The organism is Paractinoplanes hotanensis, from assembly GCF_023717965.1.
GTDB lineage: Bacteria > Actinomycetota > Actinomycetes > Mycobacteriales > Micromonosporaceae > Actinoplanes > Actinoplanes polyasparticus.
The window spans coordinates 126,144-144,123 of sequence record NZ_JAMQOL010000032.1 but is presented as its reverse complement, the minus strand read 5'-3'; the positions used below and the strand labels follow the sequence as shown (position 1 = coordinate 144,123).

Sequence of the window (17,980 nt, the reverse complement as noted above, 5' to 3'; positions counted from 1 at the left end):
GCCCGCCGTCCTTGATCGGAAAAAGACCTATCCTTCACGAATGTCTTCACGGCGGCGGATAGGCATCATGGGCGGGACGTTCGACCCCATCCATCACGGCCACCTGGTCGCGGCGAGCGAGGTGCAGGCACGATTCGACCTCGACGAGGTCGTCTTCGTGCCTACCGGCCAGCCGTACGAGAAGGGCCGGGTCTCGCCGGCCGAGGACCGTTACCTGATGACGGTCATCGCCACCGCGTCCAACCCGGGCTTCCACGTCAGCCGGGCCGACATCGACCGGGACGGCCCCACCTACACCATCGACACCCTGCGTGACATGCGGGCGGTGTTCGGCGCCGACGCTGCGCTCTACTTCATCACCGGCGCGGACGCGCTGAACCGGATCCTGAGCTGGAAGGACGCCCTCGAGATGCTGGCCCTGGCCCATTTCGTGGGCGTCACCCGGCCCGGTTTCGAGCTCACCGACGACCACCTGCCGGACGACAGCGTCACGCTGGTCGAGGTGCCGGCCATGGCGATCTCGTCGACCGCGTGCCGCGACCGCGTGGCCGGCGGTGAGCCGGTCTGGTATCTGGTGCCCGACGGTGTCGTGCAATACATCAACAAGCGGGGCCTCTATCGGGGGTCGGGAAATGTCACACCGGTGTGAGACGCTTGACTGACCAGATTCTCAGACCGAGAGGACTCTCTTGCCCGTCAGCGAACGCGCTCTTGAACTGGCGATGACGGCCGCCCAGGCCGCCGCCGACAAGAAGGCGCAAGACATCGTCGTGATCGATGTCGGCGACCAGCTCTACATCACCGACGCTTTCGTGATCGCCTCCGCGTCCAACGACCGTCAGGTCGTCGCGATCGTCGACGCGGTCGAGGAAGCACTGCTCAACCTCCCCGAGAAGGCGAAGCCCGTCCGTCGCGAGGGCGAGCGCCAGGGCCGGTGGGTGCTGCTCGACTACGTCGACATCGTCGTCCACATCCAGCACGCCGAGGAACGCGAGTTCTACGCCCTCGACAAGCTGTGGAAGGACTGCCCGATGATCCCGTTCGTCGACCGCGACCTGGCCGACGCCGAAGCGTCGTGACGAGGCTCATCGTCTGGCGTCACGGCAACACGGACTGGAACGCGGGCAACCGCGTCCAGGGGCAGACCGACGTGTCGCTCAACGACCTCGGCCGCCAGCAGGCTGTCGACGCCGCCGAGCTGCTGGTCAAGCTGAAACCCGGCGCGATCGTCAGCAGCGACCTGCGCCGCTCGGCCGACACCGCGGCGGCGCTGGCCGCGCTCACCGGGCTGTCGATCAGCTACGACAAGCGGCTGCGCGAGCGCTACTTCGGCGCCTGGCAGGGCTACACCATGACCGAGGTGGCCCAGCTCTTTCCCGACCAGCACGCGCGCTGGCAGGCCGGGCAAGAGGTCGGCGGTGACGTCGAATCCCTCGACGAGCTGGGCCGGCGCGTGTCCGACGCGCTTCTCGACGCGGCTGCTCTCGCTCCGCCCGGCGGCACGGTCGTGGTCGCGACGCACGGCGCCGCCGCCCGTCAGGGTGTCGGTCACCTGCTGGGCTGGCCGATCGAGCAGCTGCGCACCCTGCGGGCCCTCCAGAACTGCCACTGGATCGAGCTGACCCTCGACGACAAGCGCGGCTGGCAGGTCGCGGCGTACAACGTCGGCCCGTTCAGCGAGCGCCCGGTGCCACCGCCGGTCTGATCACAGGGAACCGCCGGTGATCCGGTAGCGTCCAAGCATCATGGTGAAACGGACCGTTCCCGCCCTGCTGCTCCTGGTTCTCGCCGCCGGCTGCGCCAACAACGCGACCGACAGCGGCGCCGCAGCACCCGCCTCCGCCCCCTCCCCGTCCGCCTCGGACGTGGTCGACCTGCCGCTGCCCTCGGTCAAGACCAGTGGCCCCGCGGGCGAGCCGTCGTCCGGGCGGCCGGCGGCCGGCGGCCAGACGATCACCGGCACGGTGACCGCCGGCGTCGAGCCCAACTGCCTGCTCCTCACCGACAAGGCGGGCTCCCACCTGCTGATCTTCGACGACCCGGCGATGCGCGCCGACGCCGCCGTGGGCAGCAAGGTCAAGATCGTCGGCCAGGCCCAGCCCAACATGATGTCCACCTGCCAGCAGGGCGTGCCGTTCATCGTCGTGTCGGTCGAGAAGGGCTGATTCACCAGGGACGGAGCCGATCGGCTACCGTGCCCGCATGCCCGTCGCGGTCGTCACCGACTCCACCGCGTACCTGCCCGCCGAACTCAGCGGCTCGTATGAGCTGACCGTCGTGCCCCTCACGGTGGTCATCAACGGCGAGGACGGGCTCGAAGGGCTCGAGGTCCAGCCGGCCGAGGTGGCCCGGGCGCTGGGTGAGCGCCGCGCCGCGGTCAGCACGTCACGGCCCGCGCCGTCCCAGTTCTCGGCGGCCTACCAGCGGTTGCTCGACGACGGCGCCGACGGCATCGTCTCGATCCACCTGTCGGCCAAGCTCTCCGGCACCTTCGAGGCGGCCTCGCTGGCCGCGCTCGAGCTGGGGCCGCGCGTCGAGGTGGTCGACAGCGGCACGGCCGGCATGGGGCTGGGATTCGCGGCCCTCGCGGCGGCGGCCGCGGCCCGCGAAGGTCAAGACCTTGATTCCGTACGGCGGGTGGCGGTCGACCACGTTTCGCGGGTGAGCACGCTCTTCTACGTCGACACCCTCGAGTTCCTGCGCCGCGGCGGACGCATCGGGGCGGCTTCGGCGCTGCTCGGCACGGCCCTGTCGGTCAAGCCGATCCTGCACATGGCGGACGGTGCGATCGTGGTCACGGACCGGGTGCGGACGGCCGGGCGGGCGCTGGCGAAGCTCGTCGACCTGGCCGTGGAGGCCTCCGGGGACGGCGAGGTCGACATCGCCGTGCACCACCTCGAGCAGCCGGACCGGGCCGCAGCGCTGGCCGACGCGATCGCGATGCGGCTGGGGGACAGGCTTCGCGACTGCTACCTGACCGAGGTCGGCGCCGTGGTGGCCGCGCACGTGGGGCCGGGCCTGGCCGGCGTCGTGGTGCACCGGCGCGGTTAGCCGCGCTGCCACCGGATCGGGTTGAGGCCGGTGACCGGTTCCAGGCGGGGAGCCAGCTCGGACCAGGGGATCGTGCGGTCGCCGATGATCACCTCGTCGGCCGTGGGGAGCAGGGACTTCTCGTCCCAGGCGGCCCGGGTGTGCCAGCCGGCGCCGTCGTCACCCACCACCTCCAGTTCGGCCGCGGGCTCGGTGAGGTGGGTGGCCTGCCGGGCGTACTCCTGAACGGCGAGGATGGCCTGAGCGCGCTGGACCACGTGGTGCAGGGGATGGCCCGGGCCGGCGGTGTAGGGCACCGTGCAGCCGTTGGCGTCGCTGACGTACGCCATCGGGGTGATGGGGCGGGCCGACCGGGCGTAGAGCTCCTCGGCCTGGGCGAAGAGGGCCCGCAGGTGAGGGCTGGTCGCCGAGGTGATCAGCAGGGTGCCGCGCTCGGGGACGAACGCCAGCGGCGGGCCGTCGACCTGGGGTGCGAGGCGTTCCAGCCAGTGCCGCAGCAGCAGATGCGAGCTCCAGTACGCGTCGCCGTCGTCGACGAAGCGGACGACCTCGGTGGGGGCGCTCTTGAGCGTGGCGCCCACCAGGTTGGACCGGGCGGCCGCGAAGACCTCGTCCGCGCGTACGGCCCAGGCGTCGGTCTGTTCCCCGGTGACATAGGTCATCGCCTCGGGGTGATCGATGACGACGTACTCGAAGAGGTAGGGCAGGGCCGGGCGGCTCAGCGGCGTGCCCGGCGTGCAGCCGCGGAGGACGGGCCGGAGCAGGGGCCGGGCCAGCTGCCAGGTCGGCGGGACGGGGTTGGCGGTCAGCCCGGACAGGTAGCTCTTGACCTGTTTGCGGCTCTTGGCGAGGAGCGGGGCCAGATCGACGATGGACGGCTCCTGCTGGATATTAGGGGCGAATCGGACCTCGAAGGCTCGGGCGTCGTAGCGTACGGCCTTGAAGCCGGCCTTGCGCAGCTGCCGCACCACCTGGGTGGCCAGCCTGACCCGCGCCAACCTTCGCATCGTCACTAGACCTTCCGGGCCCTGATCACTCGGGCATCGAGATCTTCGTCCCAGATCACCTCGCCGTCCAGACCCGATTTCCGCAGAGCCTCGATCGCCGGCCATTCCTGGGCTTCGGTTACCTCGGAAAGCAGGATGCCGCCCTCGGCGAGCCAAACGGGAGCGCTCCCGACGACGCGGCGAAAGATATCAAGACCATCCCGGCCGCCGTCGAGGGCCGTGCGCGGCTCATGATCGCGGGCCTCGGACGGCAGGAACGGGAGGTGGGCGGTGGCCACGTAAGGGACGTTGGCCAGCAGGACGTCAACGCGGTCATGCAGGGCCAGGGGGACAGGGGCGAAGAGGTCGCCCTGGTAGACGCGGGGAACGCCGTTGTCGCGGGCGCAGGCGGTGGCGGTGGGGTCGAGGTCGGCGGCGTGCAGTTCGACGTCGGGCCGACGGTGGCGGACGGCCAGGCCGAGAGCGCCGGAGCCGCAGCAGAGATCGAGCAGCACGCCGGGGTGGTGGGCGGCGGCCAGCTCGACCAGCAGCCGGCTGCGGACGCGGGGGACAAAAACGCCGGGCCGCAGCCGTACGCGGATGCCGGCGAAATCGGCGTGACCGACCACCTGCTCCAGGGGCTCGCCGCGAGCCCGGCGGTCGACGAGTTCGCCGAGGGTGGCGTCGTTCGTGGCGGCGTCACGCAGGACGGCCGCTTCCTCCTCGGCGAAGACGCAACCCGCCGCCCGCAGCCGGACGATGGCCGTGGCCAGCGCGTTCTCGCTCGTTGTCACGCTCATCCCATATCACAGCCCGGCCGGGTCGCCGAGTTATCCACAATGCACCTCTGTCCACAGGGGCGGGGTCGCGGGGGCCGGAAACTCCCTAGCGTGCGTGGCGTGCGAGAGCGGAAGCCACCCGACGACGCCGTAGCCCAGAGGCTCCGGTCGGTCCTCGGTCGCCCGGGTCCATCCTTGCCGACGGCTGCCAGTTCCGTTTCCGGCAGTGGGGGGCGGGGGTCCGACCTCGGGGTCAGGCCAAGCCGGCCTTTGCCGTCCCAGCCGCCGTCGTTCGGTGCTGCTCCGCCCGGCTTTGATGCGTCCGGCCCTCCCTCTTCTGGCGTTACGTCTGCGGCTCCTGGCGCTGTGTCCGTGTCTCCTGGCGTTGCGTCCGTGCCTCCTGGCGATGGGCTGGCTGATCTGGCCGAGCTGCGCGAGCCGTTGCAGTGGTCCGACATCATTCCGGCCTGGCCCGACGACGTAAACCTGGAGGCGGCGCCCAGCGCCGTATTTCACCCGGGCCGACCAGTCGCGCCTCCTGGCTCTGCTGAGCCGGGCAGCTCGGCTCCTTTCGCCTCACCGGACGGCTATCGGCCGGGGACGCCGTGGGCCACGCCGCCGGCTTCGCTCCATCCCGCGGCCGGGGACACCGGATCGTCGGTGAGCGCCCTCGCATCGGACCACGCCATCGCCTCGATGCCTACTGCCGTGGCGTCGCCGGATTTTGCTCGCCCGGCGGCACTCAACGGTTCGTCCGTCCTGGCGGCGCCACCGGAACCGGCCGCGCCCTTGGGGCCTGCTGCGGCGGGGCCGATCGCTGTTTCACCGCCGCCGGTCATTGTGGCGGTGCGGGCGGGCACGGGGGCGTACCCCGTGGTGGGGAGTGCCGATCCTCTGACTTCACACCTGGGAGACCTCATGCCTGAATCCGAGCCGTTGCCTGGCTGGGCCGGCGTCCGGACGGCCTTGCCTTTAGCGGTGCCGATGCCGGTGACTGCGCCCGCTGCTGCTCCTGCGCCCGCTCCTGCGCCCGTGGAGCGTCGGCTGCCTCCGGCTGATTGGACGGCCTCGGAGAACGGGACCTACTACGCGCCCGGCCACCCGCTCTATCGCGCGGCCGGCGACGGAATCGCCGAACAGGCGGATGCGGGGTATCCGCCGTCCGAGAGCTACACGTTCGACCCGGCCGCTGAGCGGTTCGAGTTCAGCGGCTCGAATGACTCGAACGCGTCCGAACCGGAGGGGCTGACGGGCGTGGGTGCCTTTGGCGGCTCGGTGGACGGCGGTCGCCGGTTCGGGCTGGGGGCCTTCGATCCGGGACGTCGCGGCGTCCGTGCCCTGGCTGCCGTCGCCGCCGTGGTGATTCTGATTGCGGCCGTGCTGGCGTGGCGTTCCCGGCCCCAGGTCGATCCCGTCGCGCCGCCTCCGCTCGGCGCTGTCGAGTCGGAAGGCGGCGACGAACCGCCCGCTGCGGTCCGTGGGCCGGCCTCTGCCGCCAGCGAGGTGGTCGTCGCGGTGGGTGGCAAGGTCCGCCGGCCCGGCCTGGTTCGCTTGGCGCCCGGGGCTCGGGTCGCCGATGCCCTGACCGCTGCGGGCGGTGCGGAGCCGGGCGTCGACGTGGCCGTGCTCAACCTCGCCCGCAAGGTGGTCGACGGCGAGCTCATCATGGTGGGCGTGACCCCGCCCCCGGGCGTCGTCCAGCCCACCGGCCCGGCCGCTGCCGGCCCCGGCGCGGGCACCCCGCTCAACCTGAACACAGCCACCCTCGCCGACCTTGATCAACTACCGGGCGTGGGACCGGTGCTGGCCCAACGCATCCTCGACGCTCGCGACGCCCAGGGCGGCTTCCGCGCGGTCGGCGACCTCCGCAAGGTCGACGGCATCGGCGACGCCCGCTACGACCAGCTCAAAGACCTGGTGACGGTGTGACTGCCGGCCTCGGCGTCCGCAACCTGTCCGGCGTTCGGCTTGCCGCGTGCCTCGCCGGCCGACATCGTCCCCATGGGCGGCTCAACCGCCTAAGAGCTGCGGCCCAGAGGGCCTGGTCCGCCTCGGCCTTTGTGTGCCTTCCATCGGGCGCTGCTGTGCCACCTCGGTCCGGCGCGAGGGCCGGCTCATGCTTGGCCTTCATGTGCCTCTTGTCGGGCTGTGCTGTGTCATCTCAGTTCGGCGCGAGGGCTGGTTCATGAGCGGGGCTCGTGGCGACTCGGGCCGGGACCCGGGGCGTTCTGAGGCGAAGGGCCGCTTCGGCGGGCGGGACGTCGTGGATTTGAGGCTGGCGGGCTTTGCCGTGGCGGTGTGGGCGTCGGCGTTGGCGGCCCTCTACCTGTCGGCTCGGACGGGCTTGCTGATCGGAGCGGGTGCGCTGGCCCTCGCGGCGGCGTTGGTCCAGGTCACACGGCGGACGGACCACTCAGAGTCCAAAGCACCGGAGGGGCCGGATTGCTGGGCACCGGAGGGGGCGGACGACGCCGGTCGGCAGGTAGACGCTGCGCTTGGCCGGCGGTCGGATTTCTCTTCGCCGGGCAAGGCCCACCGTTCGCTGGTGCGGTCCGGTTCGTCGGGTGGGGTCGGCTTCTCGCGAGAGCGGTCGGGTCTGCCGGGTCGGGTCGGTGGTTCGCGACGGCGATCCGGTTCGCCGGGTGTGGTCGGTTCTTTGCGAGGGCGATCCGGTTCGCCGGATGGAGTCGGCTCTTCGCTGGGGTGGTTCATTTTGATGCTTGCGCGAGCGGGTGGGGGTCGGGTTGCGGCGAGCGGGCCCGGTTGGGTTCGGGCTGGGCGGTGGGTGGGTGTTGCGGTTCTGCTGGGGGTGGGTTGTGGGGCGGTGGCTACGGCGGCCCGGGTGAGTGTTCGGGAGGCGCGGGGGCTGGTCGCGCTGGTCGAGGCGGGGGATCCGGTGTGGATGCGGATGGTCGTGCGCGACGATCCGCGGGCCGCTCGGGGGTCGGTGGGGCGGCCGCCGACGTACATCGTGGCGGTTGATCTGGAAGCGGTCAGGGCGGAAGGGGCTGGTGGGCTGCGGCTCTCGGCGCGGGCTCTGGTGCTGGGCAGCGATCCGGGGTGGCGGGGGCTGCTGCCGGGGCAGCGGGTGACGGCCAAGGGCAAGTTGCTGCCGCCGCGCGGTGGGGACCTGCGGGCCGTGGTGGCCTCGGTGCGGGAGGCGCCGGCCCTGGTCGGGCGGCCGTCGTGGGCGCAACGGGCCGCCGGCGTGCTGCGAGCGGGGCTTCAGCGGGCCTGCGAGCCGCTGCCCGACCTGCCCGGCGGTCTGCTTCCGGGCCTGGTCGTGGGCGACACCAGTCGGCTCGACCCGGGGCTGGAGGAGGACTTTCGCACAACCGGAATGACCCACTTGAACGCTGTTTCGGGGGCTAATGTCGCTATTTTGCTGGGGGTCGTGCTCTTCGCCGTGCGGCGGACGCGTGCCGGGCCGGTCGTCACTGCGGTGGTCTGTGCGGTGGCGCTCGTCGGGTTCGTGATCCTCGCGCGGCCGTCGCCCAGCGTGGTGCGGGCGGCGGCGATGGGCGCCATCGGGCTGATCGGGCTGGCGTCGGGGCGGCGGCGGGCGGCACTGCCTGCGCTGGCGGCTGGCGTGGCGGTGCTGATCGTGGCCGACCCGGAGCTGGCATCGGACGCGGGCTTCGCGCTGTCGGTGCTGGCCACCTCGGGATTGCTGCTGCTGGCTCCGGTCTGGCGGGACGGGCTACGCCGCCGGGGGTGCCCGGCGGGCCTGGCCGAGGCGCTCGCCGTGCCCGCGGCGGCGCAGGTGGCGTGCGGGCCGGTGGTGGCGGGGCTGTCCGGCACGATCAGCATCGTCGCCGTTCCCGCGAACCTTCTGGCTGTCCCGGCCATCGCGCCGGCGACGCTGTTCGGGGTCACCGCGGCTGTCATCTCGCCGGTCTGGCCGGCCGGGGCCGAGTTCGCAGCCTGGCTGGGGCACTGGCCGGCGCAGTGGCTGGTGCTGCTCGCGACCTACGGCGCGCGGGTGCCTGCCGGTGCGTTGCCGTGGCCGGGCGGGCTCACCGGCGCGCTGCTGCTCGCGGTGATCACCGTCGGATTGCTGATCGCCACGCGCCGGCCGTTGATCCGGAAGCTGGTCACGGTGGTGGCACTCGGGGGCGTGCTGGGCGCCCTGCCCGTCCGGTTGCTCGCCTCGGGCTGGCCGCCGCCCGGCTGGGTCGTGGTCGCGTGCGCGGTGGGACAGGGCGACGCGATCGTGCTGCCGGCGGGAGCGGGGCGCGCGGTTGTCGTCGACGCCGGTCCGGAGCCGAACGCTGTCGACCACTGCCTGCGGCGTCTCGGGGTGCGGCAGGTCGCGCTGTTCGTGGTCAGCCACTTCCATGCCGACCACATCGGCGGCGTCGCGGGGGTCATCCGGGGCCGGGACCTGCGCGGAGTGGTCGGACCGGACTGGCCGGAGCCGCCCGCCGGCCGGGCCGCGGTCGCCGAGGCGGCCGGGCGGGTGCCTGTGCACGCGGTGGGCGCCGGATGGACGTACGCGGTCGGTGGTCTGCGGTTGACGGTGCTCGGGCCGGTCGAGCCGCTGCGGGGCACCAACTCGGACCCGAACAACAACTCGCTCGTGCTGCGCGCCGAAGTGGACGGCCGGACGATCCTGCTGCCCGGCGACGCCGAGACGGAGGAACAAGAGGACATGCTGGATCACCTCGGTCCGGGCGCCGTGCGGGCCGACGTGCTGAAGGTTTCCCACCACGGCTCGAGTTACCAGTCGCCGCGGTTCATCGACGAGATCCGGCCGTCGGTGGCGCTGGTGTCGGTCGGGCTGGGCAACGACTACGGCCATCCGAACGTCCCGCTGATGGCGCGGCTGTCCCGGGGCGGTGCGCGCGTCCTGCGTACGGATCAGTCGGGCGACCTCGCCGCGGTGGCCACCGGCCGTGGTCTGGCCGTCGTCGCGCGTGGCGACCCGCCGAGGCCGTGAGCCGCAGTGGCTGACGGCTGCGGTCCGGTCGGCGGCTGCGGTCCGGTCGGCGGCGTGGTGGGCGCCGACTGTGGTTCTGGTCGGTGTCGCGTGGGATCCGCCCGGGGTCTGACCTGGCTGGTCGCCGGACAATGCCGGGATGGAGCGAGAGACGATCAGCGCCGGCGGCATTCGGCTGCGCCCGTTCGAGGAGTCGGACATTGCCTGGGTGGATGCGGTCTCGCGGGATCCGCTCGTGCAGAAGTACGTCCAGATTCCGGTTCCGTACCGCCGGAGCGACGCCGAGTTCTTCGTCCGCGAGATGTGTGTGGCGGGGTGGGACTCCGGCAGCCGGGCCGAGTTCGTGGTCGAGTCGGCCGGCGATGGGGCGGGACGGCGTCTCGGGCGGATGGGACTCGGGCTGGACGGGGCGGGGGCGGGGCAGATCGGTTACTGGATGGACCCCGCGGCTCGGGGGAGCGGGGTGGCGACGGCGGCGGCGCGGGCGTTGTGCGGGTGGGCGTTCGGAACGCTCGGGCTGGGCCTTGTCGAGTGGCGGGCCGAGGTCGGCAACGTGGCGTCGCGGCGGGTGGCCGAGAAGGCCGGGTTCACCGTCGAGGCCGTGCTGCGGCAGCGGCTCGTGCACCGGGGTGCCCGGGTGGACGCCTGGGTCGGCTCGATGCTCCCGTCCGAGTTGCCGCGTGACTGACTAGCGACGGGGCGCGCCGACACGTCTGCGGTGGGGCCGGCTAGCGACGGGGGCGGGACGGCACGCCTGCGGTGGGACTGGCTAGTGACGGGGCCGCGCCGACACGTCTGCGGTGGGGCCGGCTAGTGACGGGGGCGGGACGGCACGTCTGCGGTGGGACTGGCTAGTGACGGGGCCGCGCCGGCACGCCTGCGGTGGGGTTGACTCGCGACGGGGGCGCGCCGACACGCCCGGGTTAGTCCTTTCAGGTGGGAGTTGTAACTGATGATGGGGGTTGATGGGCGATCGGGTACGTGTGAGTGGGTCGCGGAGACATTCAGCCTGATCTAGCACCGGGCGGAGGGGCGCCGGCATGGCTCGGCGCCGATATGTCTGCTTTCGCATTCCCTGATCCACGAGTCTGCGCTAAGGAGTGAGGCTCGCGGAAACGTCAGCCCTTCGTGCAACGATGTTGGGCGTGAACACCGCGCCTCCCGCCCCGTTGCTGCTCGTCCAAGGCGACGAGGAACTGCTCTCCGCTCGCGCGGTCACCGCCGCCGTCGATGCGGCTCGGGCGGCCGAGCCGGGCGCCGACGTCCGGGAGTACGAGGCCGGTGCCCTGGCCGCCGGTGAGGTGGCCGAGATGCTGAGCCCGTCGCTGTTCGGCGGGCGGCGCGTCCTCGTGATCCGCAGCGGGCAGGACGCGCGGAAGGATCTGATCGCGGCCCTGCTGGCGTACGCGAAGAACCCCGACCCCGACGTCTCGCTGATCGTCACCCACCTGGGCGGGGCCAAGGGCAAGGCGCTGGCCGACGGGCTGCGTTCGGCGGGGGCCACCGTCGTGCCGGCCGCGAAGCTCAAGGGCGACCGCGAACGCATCGCCTTCGTGCGCGACGAGTTCCGGCGCAACGGCGGCCGGTGTGACGAGGCGGCCGCGTCGGCGCTGCTCGCGTCCGTCGGCAACGACCTGCGCGAGATCGCGGCGGCCTGCTCGCAGCTGCTGGCCGACACCGACGGCAAGATCACCGAGGCCGTCGTCGCCCGCTACTACCGGGGGCGGGCCGAGGTCAGCGGGTTCACGGTGGCCGACGCGGCGATGATCGGTGACGTGCCGGGGGCGCTCGAGGCGCTGCGGTGGGCGCTGCACGTCGGCGTCGACCCGGTGCCGATCGCCGACGCGATCGCCGACGGTGTGCGCACGGTGGCCAAGGTGGCCTCGGCCGGGCGCGGAAATCCGTACCAGATGGCCAGCTCGCTCGGCATGCCCGCGTGGAAGATCCAGCGCGCGCAGGAACGCAGCCGCGGCTGGACGCCGGAGGGCCTCGTCGACGCCATGCGTGCGGCCGCCGATTGCAACGCCGCGGTCAAGGGCGGCGCCGAAGACCGTGGCTACGCCCTGGAACGGGCCGTCTTCGCCGTGGCCGCGGCCCGCGCGGGCGGTGCGCGATGAGCCGGCCGCGCAGCCCCGAGCCGGTCGGGCACCGGCCGCTCTATGCCCGCATGTTGCGGCTCCGGTTCCTGACGCCGAGCGGGTTCCTCTGCTTCGTGTTCCTCGAGGGCGCGGTCGCGCTGGGCATCCTGCTCGCCCTGGCCGAGCTGGTGAGCTGGTGGGGTGTGCTGGTGCTGCCGGCCACCGTCGCCATCATGGTCAAGCTCAACGACGTGATCGCCGGCTCGCTGGCCCCGCCGTCGGCACCCGTGGGCGGAAACCTCGGAAGCGGCCTCGGCGCCGTGGCCCGCGCGGCCGGTGCGGAGCATGCGCAAGCGGCGTTCCTGCGGCCCGCCGGGGTGCCTCACGAGGTCACCGTCAGCGCGTTCGCGTCCTACGAGGCCGGCGTGGGCGAGGACGCGACCAAGCGCCTGCCCGGCGTGATCGACCATGGCCGCGGCGCCCCGATCAAGCGCCCGTGGGCGGAGCGGGCCGAGGCGCAGCAGCAGTGGATCCGCCAGTCCGCCACTCGCCGCTACGAATAGCGCCGATGGCCTCGCGCCACGATTCGAGATAGCGCCCGAACCCGGCGAAGAAGTCCCGCAGGTCCGGCTCGGCCTCGGCGGCCAGGGCCGTGAGGTCGTAGCTGACGGTGACCTCGGTGCCGCCGGCCGCCGGGTGCAGGTCGACGCGGACGGTGCCGGCCGTGACACCGGGGACGACCCTGGCGTAGCGGATCGTCCGGCCCGCCACGCGGTCGACGACGACCCACGTCGTGACGCGGTCGTGGGCGGTGGTGACGAAGACCGTGCCGGGCTCGGTGTCGTCGGTGGTGGATGCCGGGAAGTGCGGCTGCCACCCCTCCGCCCACAGTTGCTCGCCGCGGGGCGTGAACAGGTGGAACGCCTCGTGCGGGGGCATCGGCAGCGCGAACCGGCCGGTGGCGGCGGTCATTGCCGCTCCTCGAGGCGGTGCGCGTCGGCGGCGGTGAGGCTCAGCCCGTACACGGAACGCAGTTGATCGATTTTGGCCAGGGTCTGCGGCGTGAACGGCGCCTTGCCCTCGAACGCGTGCAGGGTGATGCCCTCGAGCAACTCGCCCAGGGACATGTCGAGGTATTCGGCCAGGCCCTTCAGAACCTTGAGCGTGTTGCGTTCGAGGCGCACGCCCGTCTGCGTTCTCTCGATGTTTACCACGGTACCAAGGTAACACCCGAGACAAAAAGACACCGGGCACCGCCATGGACATGAGGTCCGGCGGTGCCCGGAGTGCAGCCTTTTACAGGTGCTACCCGCGAAGAGTCAGGCGGACAGCGCGGTGATGCGCTTGGCGATGGCCGACTTGCGGTTCGCCGCCTGGTTCTTGTGGATGACGCCCTTGCTCACGGCCTTGTCCAGCTGACGAGAGGCGTCACGCAGCAGCGTCGTTGCGGTCTGCGCGTCGCCGGCCTCGCTCGCCTCATTGAGCTTGCGGATCACGGTCTTCAGCGACGACTTGACCGACTTGTTACGCAGCCGGGCCTTCTCGTTCTGCCGGTTGCGCTTGATCTGGGACTTGATGTTCGCCACGCGACAGCCTTGTCCTGACTAGGTGTTCGGAAACGGTCTCAGCAGGGTGGTCGCCACCGCAGACCGAAATCAGCGGACAATGGCGCTTCACCACACGCGAGAATCCACACTACCAGCCACCCGGCGCGCCGCCAAAACGCCCTCACCAGCCCCGGCGGTCGGCCAGCCAAGCCAGCGCCTGCTCGCCGCTGAAGCGTTGATGCTGGCGGCTGTGCGGGGACGCGCTGCTCGGCCCGCCGTCGGCGCGCACCAGCCAGTAGCCGGCCAGGGCGGCCAGCGCCCCATCGACGCCCTCGGCCGGGGCGTTCCAGTTTGCCAGGTATCCGTCCGCGTCCAGCCCGCTCGCGAACGCGGTGACCAGCAGGGTCACGGTGTCGAACCAGGGCGCGCCCAGGCACGGCCAGGTCCAGTCGCAGAGCAGGGCGTGGCCGGCCCGGTCGATGAGGACGTTGTCGACCCGCAGATCGCCGTGCATGAGGGCGTCGCCGGCGACCAGGGCCGGCAATTCCTGCTCGAGCCGGGCCAGGTGGGCGAGCCGCGTCGGCGCGACGGTGCCGTGCGCCGTGCGGGGCATCGGCTCCCGGCCGGCGGCGATCTCGGTCCACCACGACATCTCGCCGCGCACGATGTCGGCCAGCGCCGGCACGCCGGCCTCGAGCAGGTCGCGGCTCGGGACGGCGAGCGCCTCGGCGGCGGTGGACCAGGCGGAGAGGGCCGCGCGGAGTTCCGGCTGCGACCACGGCAGCGCCGGCACGTGGCCGTCGACCGGTTCGAGGCACAGCACGAAATGGTCGGACTCGACCATCGTCCAGAGCGGCCGGGGAGCGGCCACGGCCGCGGGCAGGCGTGACGTGATGAACGCCTCACGGGCGTACCAGTCGGAGGTGGGGTCGGGCCGGGGCGCGGCCTTGACGAAGCCGGTCACCCCGTCAGCCGTCGTCACGAGTGCCGCGAACGCCCGGGTGAAGCCGCCGCCCGCGGGTTTCACGGTGACGACCGGCCCGTCGAGGCGGGCCGCGACGGCTTCGCGGAGGCTCTCGGGCAGGTCGGACCAGCCCGGGCGCACCGCGGTGGACCCGTAGGGCACATCAGGCAGCGAAATCGTTCGCACGACCCCATCCTGCCCGGTCCCGTTCTGTCGTACCCCACTGGCAGGATCTGCGGCATGAGAACCGACGACTTCTGGGCAGTCATCAGCCGGGCGACCGCCGACCGGCCCGCCTCGCCCGCCGACGTGGCCCAGCGCGCCGTGGCCGACCTGGCCACCCGCGATCCCGACGAGATCGTGGCCTGGGGTCGTCATCTCGACAAGGTCATGGTCGCCTCCGGCACACAGGATCTGTGGGCGGCGGCCTATCTGATCAACGGTGGCTGTTCCGAAGAGGGTTTCGACAGCTTCCGCGGCTGGCTGATCGCGCACGGGCGCGACGCGGTGGCCCGGTCGGTGAAGTCTCCCGACTCGCTGGCCGACGTGGCGGTGGTGCGGGCCGCGGCCGACTCGGGCGCGGTCTTCGAGGCCGGAGAGGTGCTGTCCATCGCGGCCGAGGCCTACGCCCAGGCGACCGGCAACGGGTTCCCCGCGTCCGACCGCCCGGTGACCCGCCCCGAGGCCGCCGACCTGTGGGATTTCGACAACGAGGAGGAGATGCAGCGCCGCCTGCCGAAACTCTCCGAACTCTTCCTGGCCCCGCCCGAGTGAGCTGAGGCCCCGCCCGAGTGAGCTGAGAAACCCCGAGTGAGCTGAGAAATGGGTCGAGCCGGTCGGCGCGGTTCGGTCAGACTTCGGCCCATGGAGACTGCGCACGGGGAAGTGGCCTCGGTCAACCAGAACGGCGTCTACTCGTTCACCAAGCCCGCGCGAGACGCGATCGTGCTGGTGGCGGGCCTGGGCGTCGAAGGCGACACACACGCGGGTGTCCACGTGCGGCACCGGAGCCGGGTCAAGGCCGACCCGGCGCAGCCCAACCTGCGGCAGGTCCACCTGATCCACGAGGAGCTGTTCGCCGACGTCGCGCGGAAGGGCTATGACGTCCGGCCGGGCAACCTGGGCGAGAACGTGACGACCCGCGGTCTGGCCCTGCTCGACCTGCCGGTGGGGACGATCCTGCGCTTCGGCCCACCGCCCGAAAGCGCAAACCACCCCGAAAGCGCCGACCGCGCCGGGAATAGCGGCCGCGACGAGGCCGCCGGGAACGTGCTGGCCGGTGTGCTGGGAGCGGCGGCCGCGGCCACGCTGAACGAGCCGACCGCCCGCGCCGCCGAAGCGTTGCGGGCTGCCCTCGCCCGGGAAGAGGCAGCCGAGCAGGAACGTGGCCCCGACTCCCGTCCGGCCCTGGTCGTCGCGGGTCTCCGCAATCCCTGCCAGCAGATCAACAACTTCCGGCCGGGCCTGCTGAAAGAGGTGATCGCCCACGACGAGCACGGCGGCCTCGTGCGCAAGGGCGGGATCATGGCGGTGGTGCTCCGCGGCGGCGTCGTCCGCCCCGGCGACGCCATCACGGCCGAGTTCCCGCCTTCCCCGCACGCCCGCCTCGAGCCCGTGTGAGCGGGTGTGAGTGGGCCTTCCGCGCGGACGTGGGACGATAGAGCACGCCGGCGCCTCGCCGGACCACCACTCGGACGATAAGAACGGAAGATCGTGCCTGGACCGCTCGACCCCGGCGTGAACGTGATCGGTGCGACCGATCCCGCTCGCATCCGCAACTTCTGCATCATCGCTCACATCGACCACGGCAAGTCGACGCTGGCCGACCGCATGTTGCAGATCACCGGGGTGGTCGACCCGCGGCAGATGCGTGCGCAATATCTCGACCGCATGGACATCGAGCGCGAACGCGGCATCACCATCAAGTCGCAGGCCGTCCGCATGCCCTGGACCGTCCGCGAGGGTGGCCGGCAGGGTGAGACCGCGGTTCTCAACATGATCGACACCCCGGGCCACGTCGACTTCACGTACGAGGTCTCCCGTTCCCTCGCCGCCTGCGAGGGCGCCGTTCTGCTGGTCGACGCCGCGCAGGGCATCGAGGCGCAGACCCTCGCCAACCTGTACCTGGCGATGGAGAACGACCTGCGCATCATCCCGGTGCTCAACAAGATCGACCTGCCGGCCGCGCAGCCCGAGAAGTATGCCGAGGAGTTGGCCAAGCTGATCGGCTGCGAGCCGACCGATGTGCTGCGCGTCTCGGGCAAGACCGGCGTCGGCGTCCAGCAACTGCTGGACGAGATCGTTCGCGAGCTTCGGCCGCCGGTCGGTGACGCGACCGCGCCGGCCCGCGCGATGATCTTCGACTCGGTCTACGACGTGTACCGCGGCGTGGTGACCTACGTCCGGGTCATCGACGGGCGGATCGAGGCGCGCGACAAGATCAAGATGATGTCGACCGGCGCCGTGCACGAGCTGCTCGAGATCGGTGTCGTCTCGCCCGAGATGGAGAAGGCCGGCGCGCTCGGTGTGGGCGAGGTCGGCTACCTGATCACCGGCGTGAAGGACGTACGGCAGTCCCGGGTGGGTGACACCGTCACCGGCAACACCCGGCCCGCCAAGGAGGCGCTGGGTGGCTACAAGGACCCGAAGCCGATGGTCTACTCCGGTCTGTACCCGATCGACGGCTCCGACTACCCGGCGCTGCGCGACGCGCTCGACAAGCTCAAGCTCAACGACGCCGCGCTGGTCTACGAGCCGGAGACGTCGCTGGCGCTCGGGTTCGGGTTCCGGGTCGGCTACCTCGGCCTGCTCCACCTCGAAATCATCGGCGAGCGGCTGGAGCGCGAGTTCAACCTGGACCTCATCTCCACGGCGCCGAACGTGGTGTACCGCGTCTACACCGAGGACGCGGAGGAGCGGATCGTCACCAACCCGAGCGAGTTCCCCGACGGCAAGATCGGCGAGATCCACGAGCCCGTGGTGCGCGCGACCGTCCTGGTGCCCAACGAGTTCGTCGGCGCCGTGATGGAGCTCTGCCAGAGCCGTCGCGGCAGCCTGCTCGGCATGGAGTACATCTCTACCGAACGGGTCGAGCTCCGCTACACCCTGCCGCTGGCCGAGATCATCTTCGACTTCTTCGACCAGCTGAAGAGCAAGACCAAGGGGTACGCGTCCCTCGACTACGAGCCGTCCGGCGAGCAGGTGGCCGACCTCGTGAAGGTCGACATCCTGCTGCACGGCGAGCCGGTCGACGCGTTCAGCGCCATCGTGCACAAGGACAAGGCTTACGCGTACGGCGTGGGCATCGCCGCCAAGCTGCAGAAGCTCATCCCGCGGCAGCAGTTCGAGGTGCCGATCCAGGCCGCCATCGGCAGCCGCATCATCGCCCGCGAGACCATCCGCGCCATCCGCAAGGACGTGCTCGCCAAGTGCTACGGCGGTGACATCAGCCGCAAGCGCAAGCTGCTCGAGAAGCAGAAGGAAGGCAAGAAGCGGATGAAGATGGTCGGCCGCGTCGAGGTGCCGCAGGAGGCGTTCATCGCCGCCCTGTCGACTTCTGATGGTCCGGACACCAAGGGAGCGAACAAGAAATAATTCGGTTTGGGTTTTCGGCTACTCGGGAACTCTGGGGCTCGA

The 17,980-nt window shown here is 71.5% G+C and carries 19 protein-coding genes; 13 read left to right on the top strand and 6 right to left on the bottom strand.

Annotated elements, in window-relative coordinates:
* The first annotated feature begins 40 nt into the window (after positions 1-40).
* The 5 genes from nadD to LXN57_RS23725 are packed head-to-tail and all read left to right on the top strand — an operon-like array spanning position 41 to position 3,051.
* Positions 41-649 (top strand): nicotinate-nucleotide adenylyltransferase, encoded by a 609-nt coding sequence (nadD, locus tag LXN57_RS23745; RefSeq protein WP_251800373.1) that lies wholly within the window; start codon positions 41-43, stop codon positions 647-649.
* A 40-nt stretch (positions 650-689) separates the two neighbouring features.
* Entirely contained in the window at positions 690-1,079 is a 390-nt protein-coding gene (rsfS, locus tag LXN57_RS23740) for a ribosome silencing factor (protein WP_251800372.1), read from the top strand.
* On the top strand, positions 1,076-1,705 hold the full coding sequence (locus tag LXN57_RS23735) for a histidine phosphatase family protein (RefSeq protein ID WP_251800371.1): 630 nt from the start codon (positions 1,076-1,078) through the stop codon (positions 1,703-1,705). The genes rsfS and LXN57_RS23735 overlap by 4 nt, the downstream gene beginning before the upstream one ends.
* A 40-nt stretch (positions 1,706-1,745) precedes the next feature.
* Entirely contained in the window at positions 1,746-2,165 is a 420-nt protein-coding gene (locus tag LXN57_RS23730) for a hypothetical protein (RefSeq protein WP_251800370.1), read from the top strand.
* 37 nt (positions 2,166-2,202) lie between these two features.
* Positions 2,203-3,051 carry a DegV family protein gene (locus LXN57_RS23725; protein WP_251800369.1) on the top strand — a complete coding sequence of 283 codons (849 nt, stop codon included), beginning with the start codon at positions 2,203-2,205 and terminating at the stop codon, positions 3,049-3,051.
* Here the strand turns inward: LXN57_RS23725 and LXN57_RS23720 are convergent.
* Complete coding sequence (locus LXN57_RS23720; RefSeq protein WP_251800368.1) at positions 3,048-4,058, bottom strand: hypothetical protein; 1,011 nt, start codon at positions 4,056-4,058, stop codon at positions 3,048-3,050. The genes LXN57_RS23725 and LXN57_RS23720 overlap by 4 nt on opposite strands.
* A 5-nt stretch (positions 4,059-4,063) precedes the next feature.
* Positions 4,064-4,831, bottom strand: coding sequence for a putative protein N(5)-glutamine methyltransferase (locus tag LXN57_RS23715; protein ID WP_251800367.1), 768 nt, complete (start codon positions 4,829-4,831; stop codon positions 4,064-4,066).
* Positions 4,832-5,848: 1,017 nt separating this feature from the next.
* Between LXN57_RS23715 and LXN57_RS23710 the strand changes: the two genes are divergently transcribed.
* The 5 genes from LXN57_RS23710 to LXN57_RS23690 all read left to right on the top strand — a co-directional run bounded on the left by LXN57_RS23710 (position 5,849) and on the right by LXN57_RS23690 (position 12,396).
* A complete protein-coding gene (locus LXN57_RS23710; protein WP_438872904.1) occupies positions 5,849-6,745 on the top strand; it encodes a ComEA family DNA-binding protein in 897 nt (298 codons plus the stop codon).
* Between the two features lie 727 nt (positions 6,746-7,472).
* Positions 7,473-9,755: a ComEC/Rec2 family competence protein gene (locus LXN57_RS23705; protein ID WP_438872903.1), complete on the top strand. Its 2,283-nt coding sequence runs from the start codon at positions 7,473-7,475 to the stop codon at positions 9,753-9,755.
* A 139-nt stretch (positions 9,756-9,894) separates the two neighbouring features.
* Entirely contained in the window at positions 9,895-10,443 is a 549-nt protein-coding gene (locus LXN57_RS23700; protein WP_251800365.1) for a GNAT family N-acetyltransferase, read from the top strand.
* Positions 10,444-10,891: 448 nt separating this feature from the next.
* On the top strand, positions 10,892-11,872 hold the full coding sequence (gene holA / locus LXN57_RS23695) for a DNA polymerase III subunit delta (RefSeq protein WP_251800364.1): 981 nt from the start codon (positions 10,892-10,894) through the stop codon (positions 11,870-11,872).
* The gene (locus tag LXN57_RS23690) at positions 11,869-12,396 is read left to right on the top strand and encodes a hypothetical protein (RefSeq protein WP_251800363.1); all 528 of its coding nucleotides are present in this window, start codon (positions 11,869-11,871) and stop codon (positions 12,394-12,396) included. Before holA ends, LXN57_RS23690 begins: the two co-directional genes overlap by 4 nt.
* On the opposite strand, the gene LXN57_RS23685 is transcribed toward LXN57_RS23690, so the two are convergent.
* The 4 genes from LXN57_RS23685 to LXN57_RS23670 form a co-directional block, all read right to left on the bottom strand.
* Positions 12,320-12,805, bottom strand: a complete 486-nt coding sequence (locus tag LXN57_RS23685; protein ID WP_251800362.1) for an SRPBCC family protein — start codon at positions 12,803-12,805, stop codon at positions 12,320-12,322. The two genes, LXN57_RS23690 and LXN57_RS23685, sit on opposite strands and share 77 nt — an antisense overlap.
* Positions 12,802-13,047, bottom strand: a complete 246-nt coding sequence (locus LXN57_RS23680) for a hypothetical protein (protein WP_221376558.1) — start codon at positions 13,045-13,047, stop codon at positions 12,802-12,804. The genes LXN57_RS23685 and LXN57_RS23680 overlap by 4 nt, the downstream gene beginning before the upstream one ends.
* 105 nt (positions 13,048-13,152) lie before the next feature.
* Positions 13,153-13,419, bottom strand: a complete 267-nt coding sequence (gene rpsT, locus LXN57_RS23675; RefSeq protein ID WP_251800361.1) for a 30S ribosomal protein S20 — start codon at positions 13,417-13,419, stop codon at positions 13,153-13,155.
* A 142-nt stretch (positions 13,420-13,561) separates the two neighbouring features.
* Complete coding sequence (locus tag LXN57_RS23670; protein ID WP_251800360.1) at positions 13,562-14,530, bottom strand: phosphotransferase family protein; 969 nt, start codon at positions 14,528-14,530, stop codon at positions 13,562-13,564.
* Positions 14,531-14,584: 54 nt separating this feature from the next.
* On the opposite strand from LXN57_RS23670, the gene LXN57_RS23665 reads away from it, so the two are divergent.
* The 3 genes from LXN57_RS23665 to lepA all read left to right on the top strand — a co-directional run bounded on the left by LXN57_RS23665 (position 14,585) and on the right by lepA (position 17,938).
* On the top strand, positions 14,585-15,118 hold the full coding sequence (locus tag LXN57_RS23665; protein ID WP_251800359.1) for a DUF4240 domain-containing protein: 534 nt from the start codon (positions 14,585-14,587) through the stop codon (positions 15,116-15,118).
* A gap of 90 nt (positions 15,119-15,208) precedes the next feature.
* Positions 15,209-15,964: an MOSC domain-containing protein gene (locus tag LXN57_RS23660; protein ID WP_251800358.1), complete on the top strand. Its 756-nt coding sequence runs from the start codon at positions 15,209-15,211 to the stop codon at positions 15,962-15,964.
* A gap of 93 nt (positions 15,965-16,057) precedes the next feature.
* Entirely contained in the window at positions 16,058-17,938 is a 1,881-nt protein-coding gene (gene lepA / locus LXN57_RS23655; RefSeq protein WP_251800357.1) for a translation elongation factor 4, read from the top strand.
* The last annotated feature ends 42 nt before the right edge of the window (positions 17,939-17,980 follow it).

Coding starts and splice junctions, on each gene's coding strand:
- nadD (WP_251800373.1), top strand. CDS start 41: ATGTCTTCACGGCGGCGGATAGGCATCATGGGCGGGACGTTCGACCCC.
- LXN57_RS23730 (WP_251800370.1), top strand. CDS start 1,746: ATGGTGAAACGGACCGTTCCCGCCCTGCTGCTCCTGGTTCTCGCCGCC.
- LXN57_RS23725 (WP_251800369.1), top strand. CDS start 2,203: ATGCCCGTCGCGGTCGTCACCGACTCCACCGCGTACCTGCCCGCCGAA.
- LXN57_RS23720 (WP_251800368.1), bottom strand. CDS start 4,058: ATGCGAAGGTTGGCGCGGGTCAGGCTGGCCACCCAGGTGGTGCGGCAG.
- LXN57_RS23700 (WP_251800365.1), top strand. CDS start 9,895: ATGGAGCGAGAGACGATCAGCGCCGGCGGCATTCGGCTGCGCCCGTTC.
- holA (WP_251800364.1), top strand. CDS start 10,892: ATGTTGGGCGTGAACACCGCGCCTCCCGCCCCGTTGCTGCTCGTCCAA.
- LXN57_RS23690 (WP_251800363.1), top strand. CDS start 11,869: ATGAGCCGGCCGCGCAGCCCCGAGCCGGTCGGGCACCGGCCGCTCTAT.
- LXN57_RS23685 (WP_251800362.1), bottom strand. CDS start 12,805: ATGACCGCCGCCACCGGCCGGTTCGCGCTGCCGATGCCCCCGCACGAG.
- LXN57_RS23665 (WP_251800359.1), top strand. CDS start 14,585: ATGAGAACCGACGACTTCTGGGCAGTCATCAGCCGGGCGACCGCCGAC.
- LXN57_RS23660 (WP_251800358.1), top strand. CDS start 15,209: ATGGAGACTGCGCACGGGGAAGTGGCCTCGGTCAACCAGAACGGCGTC.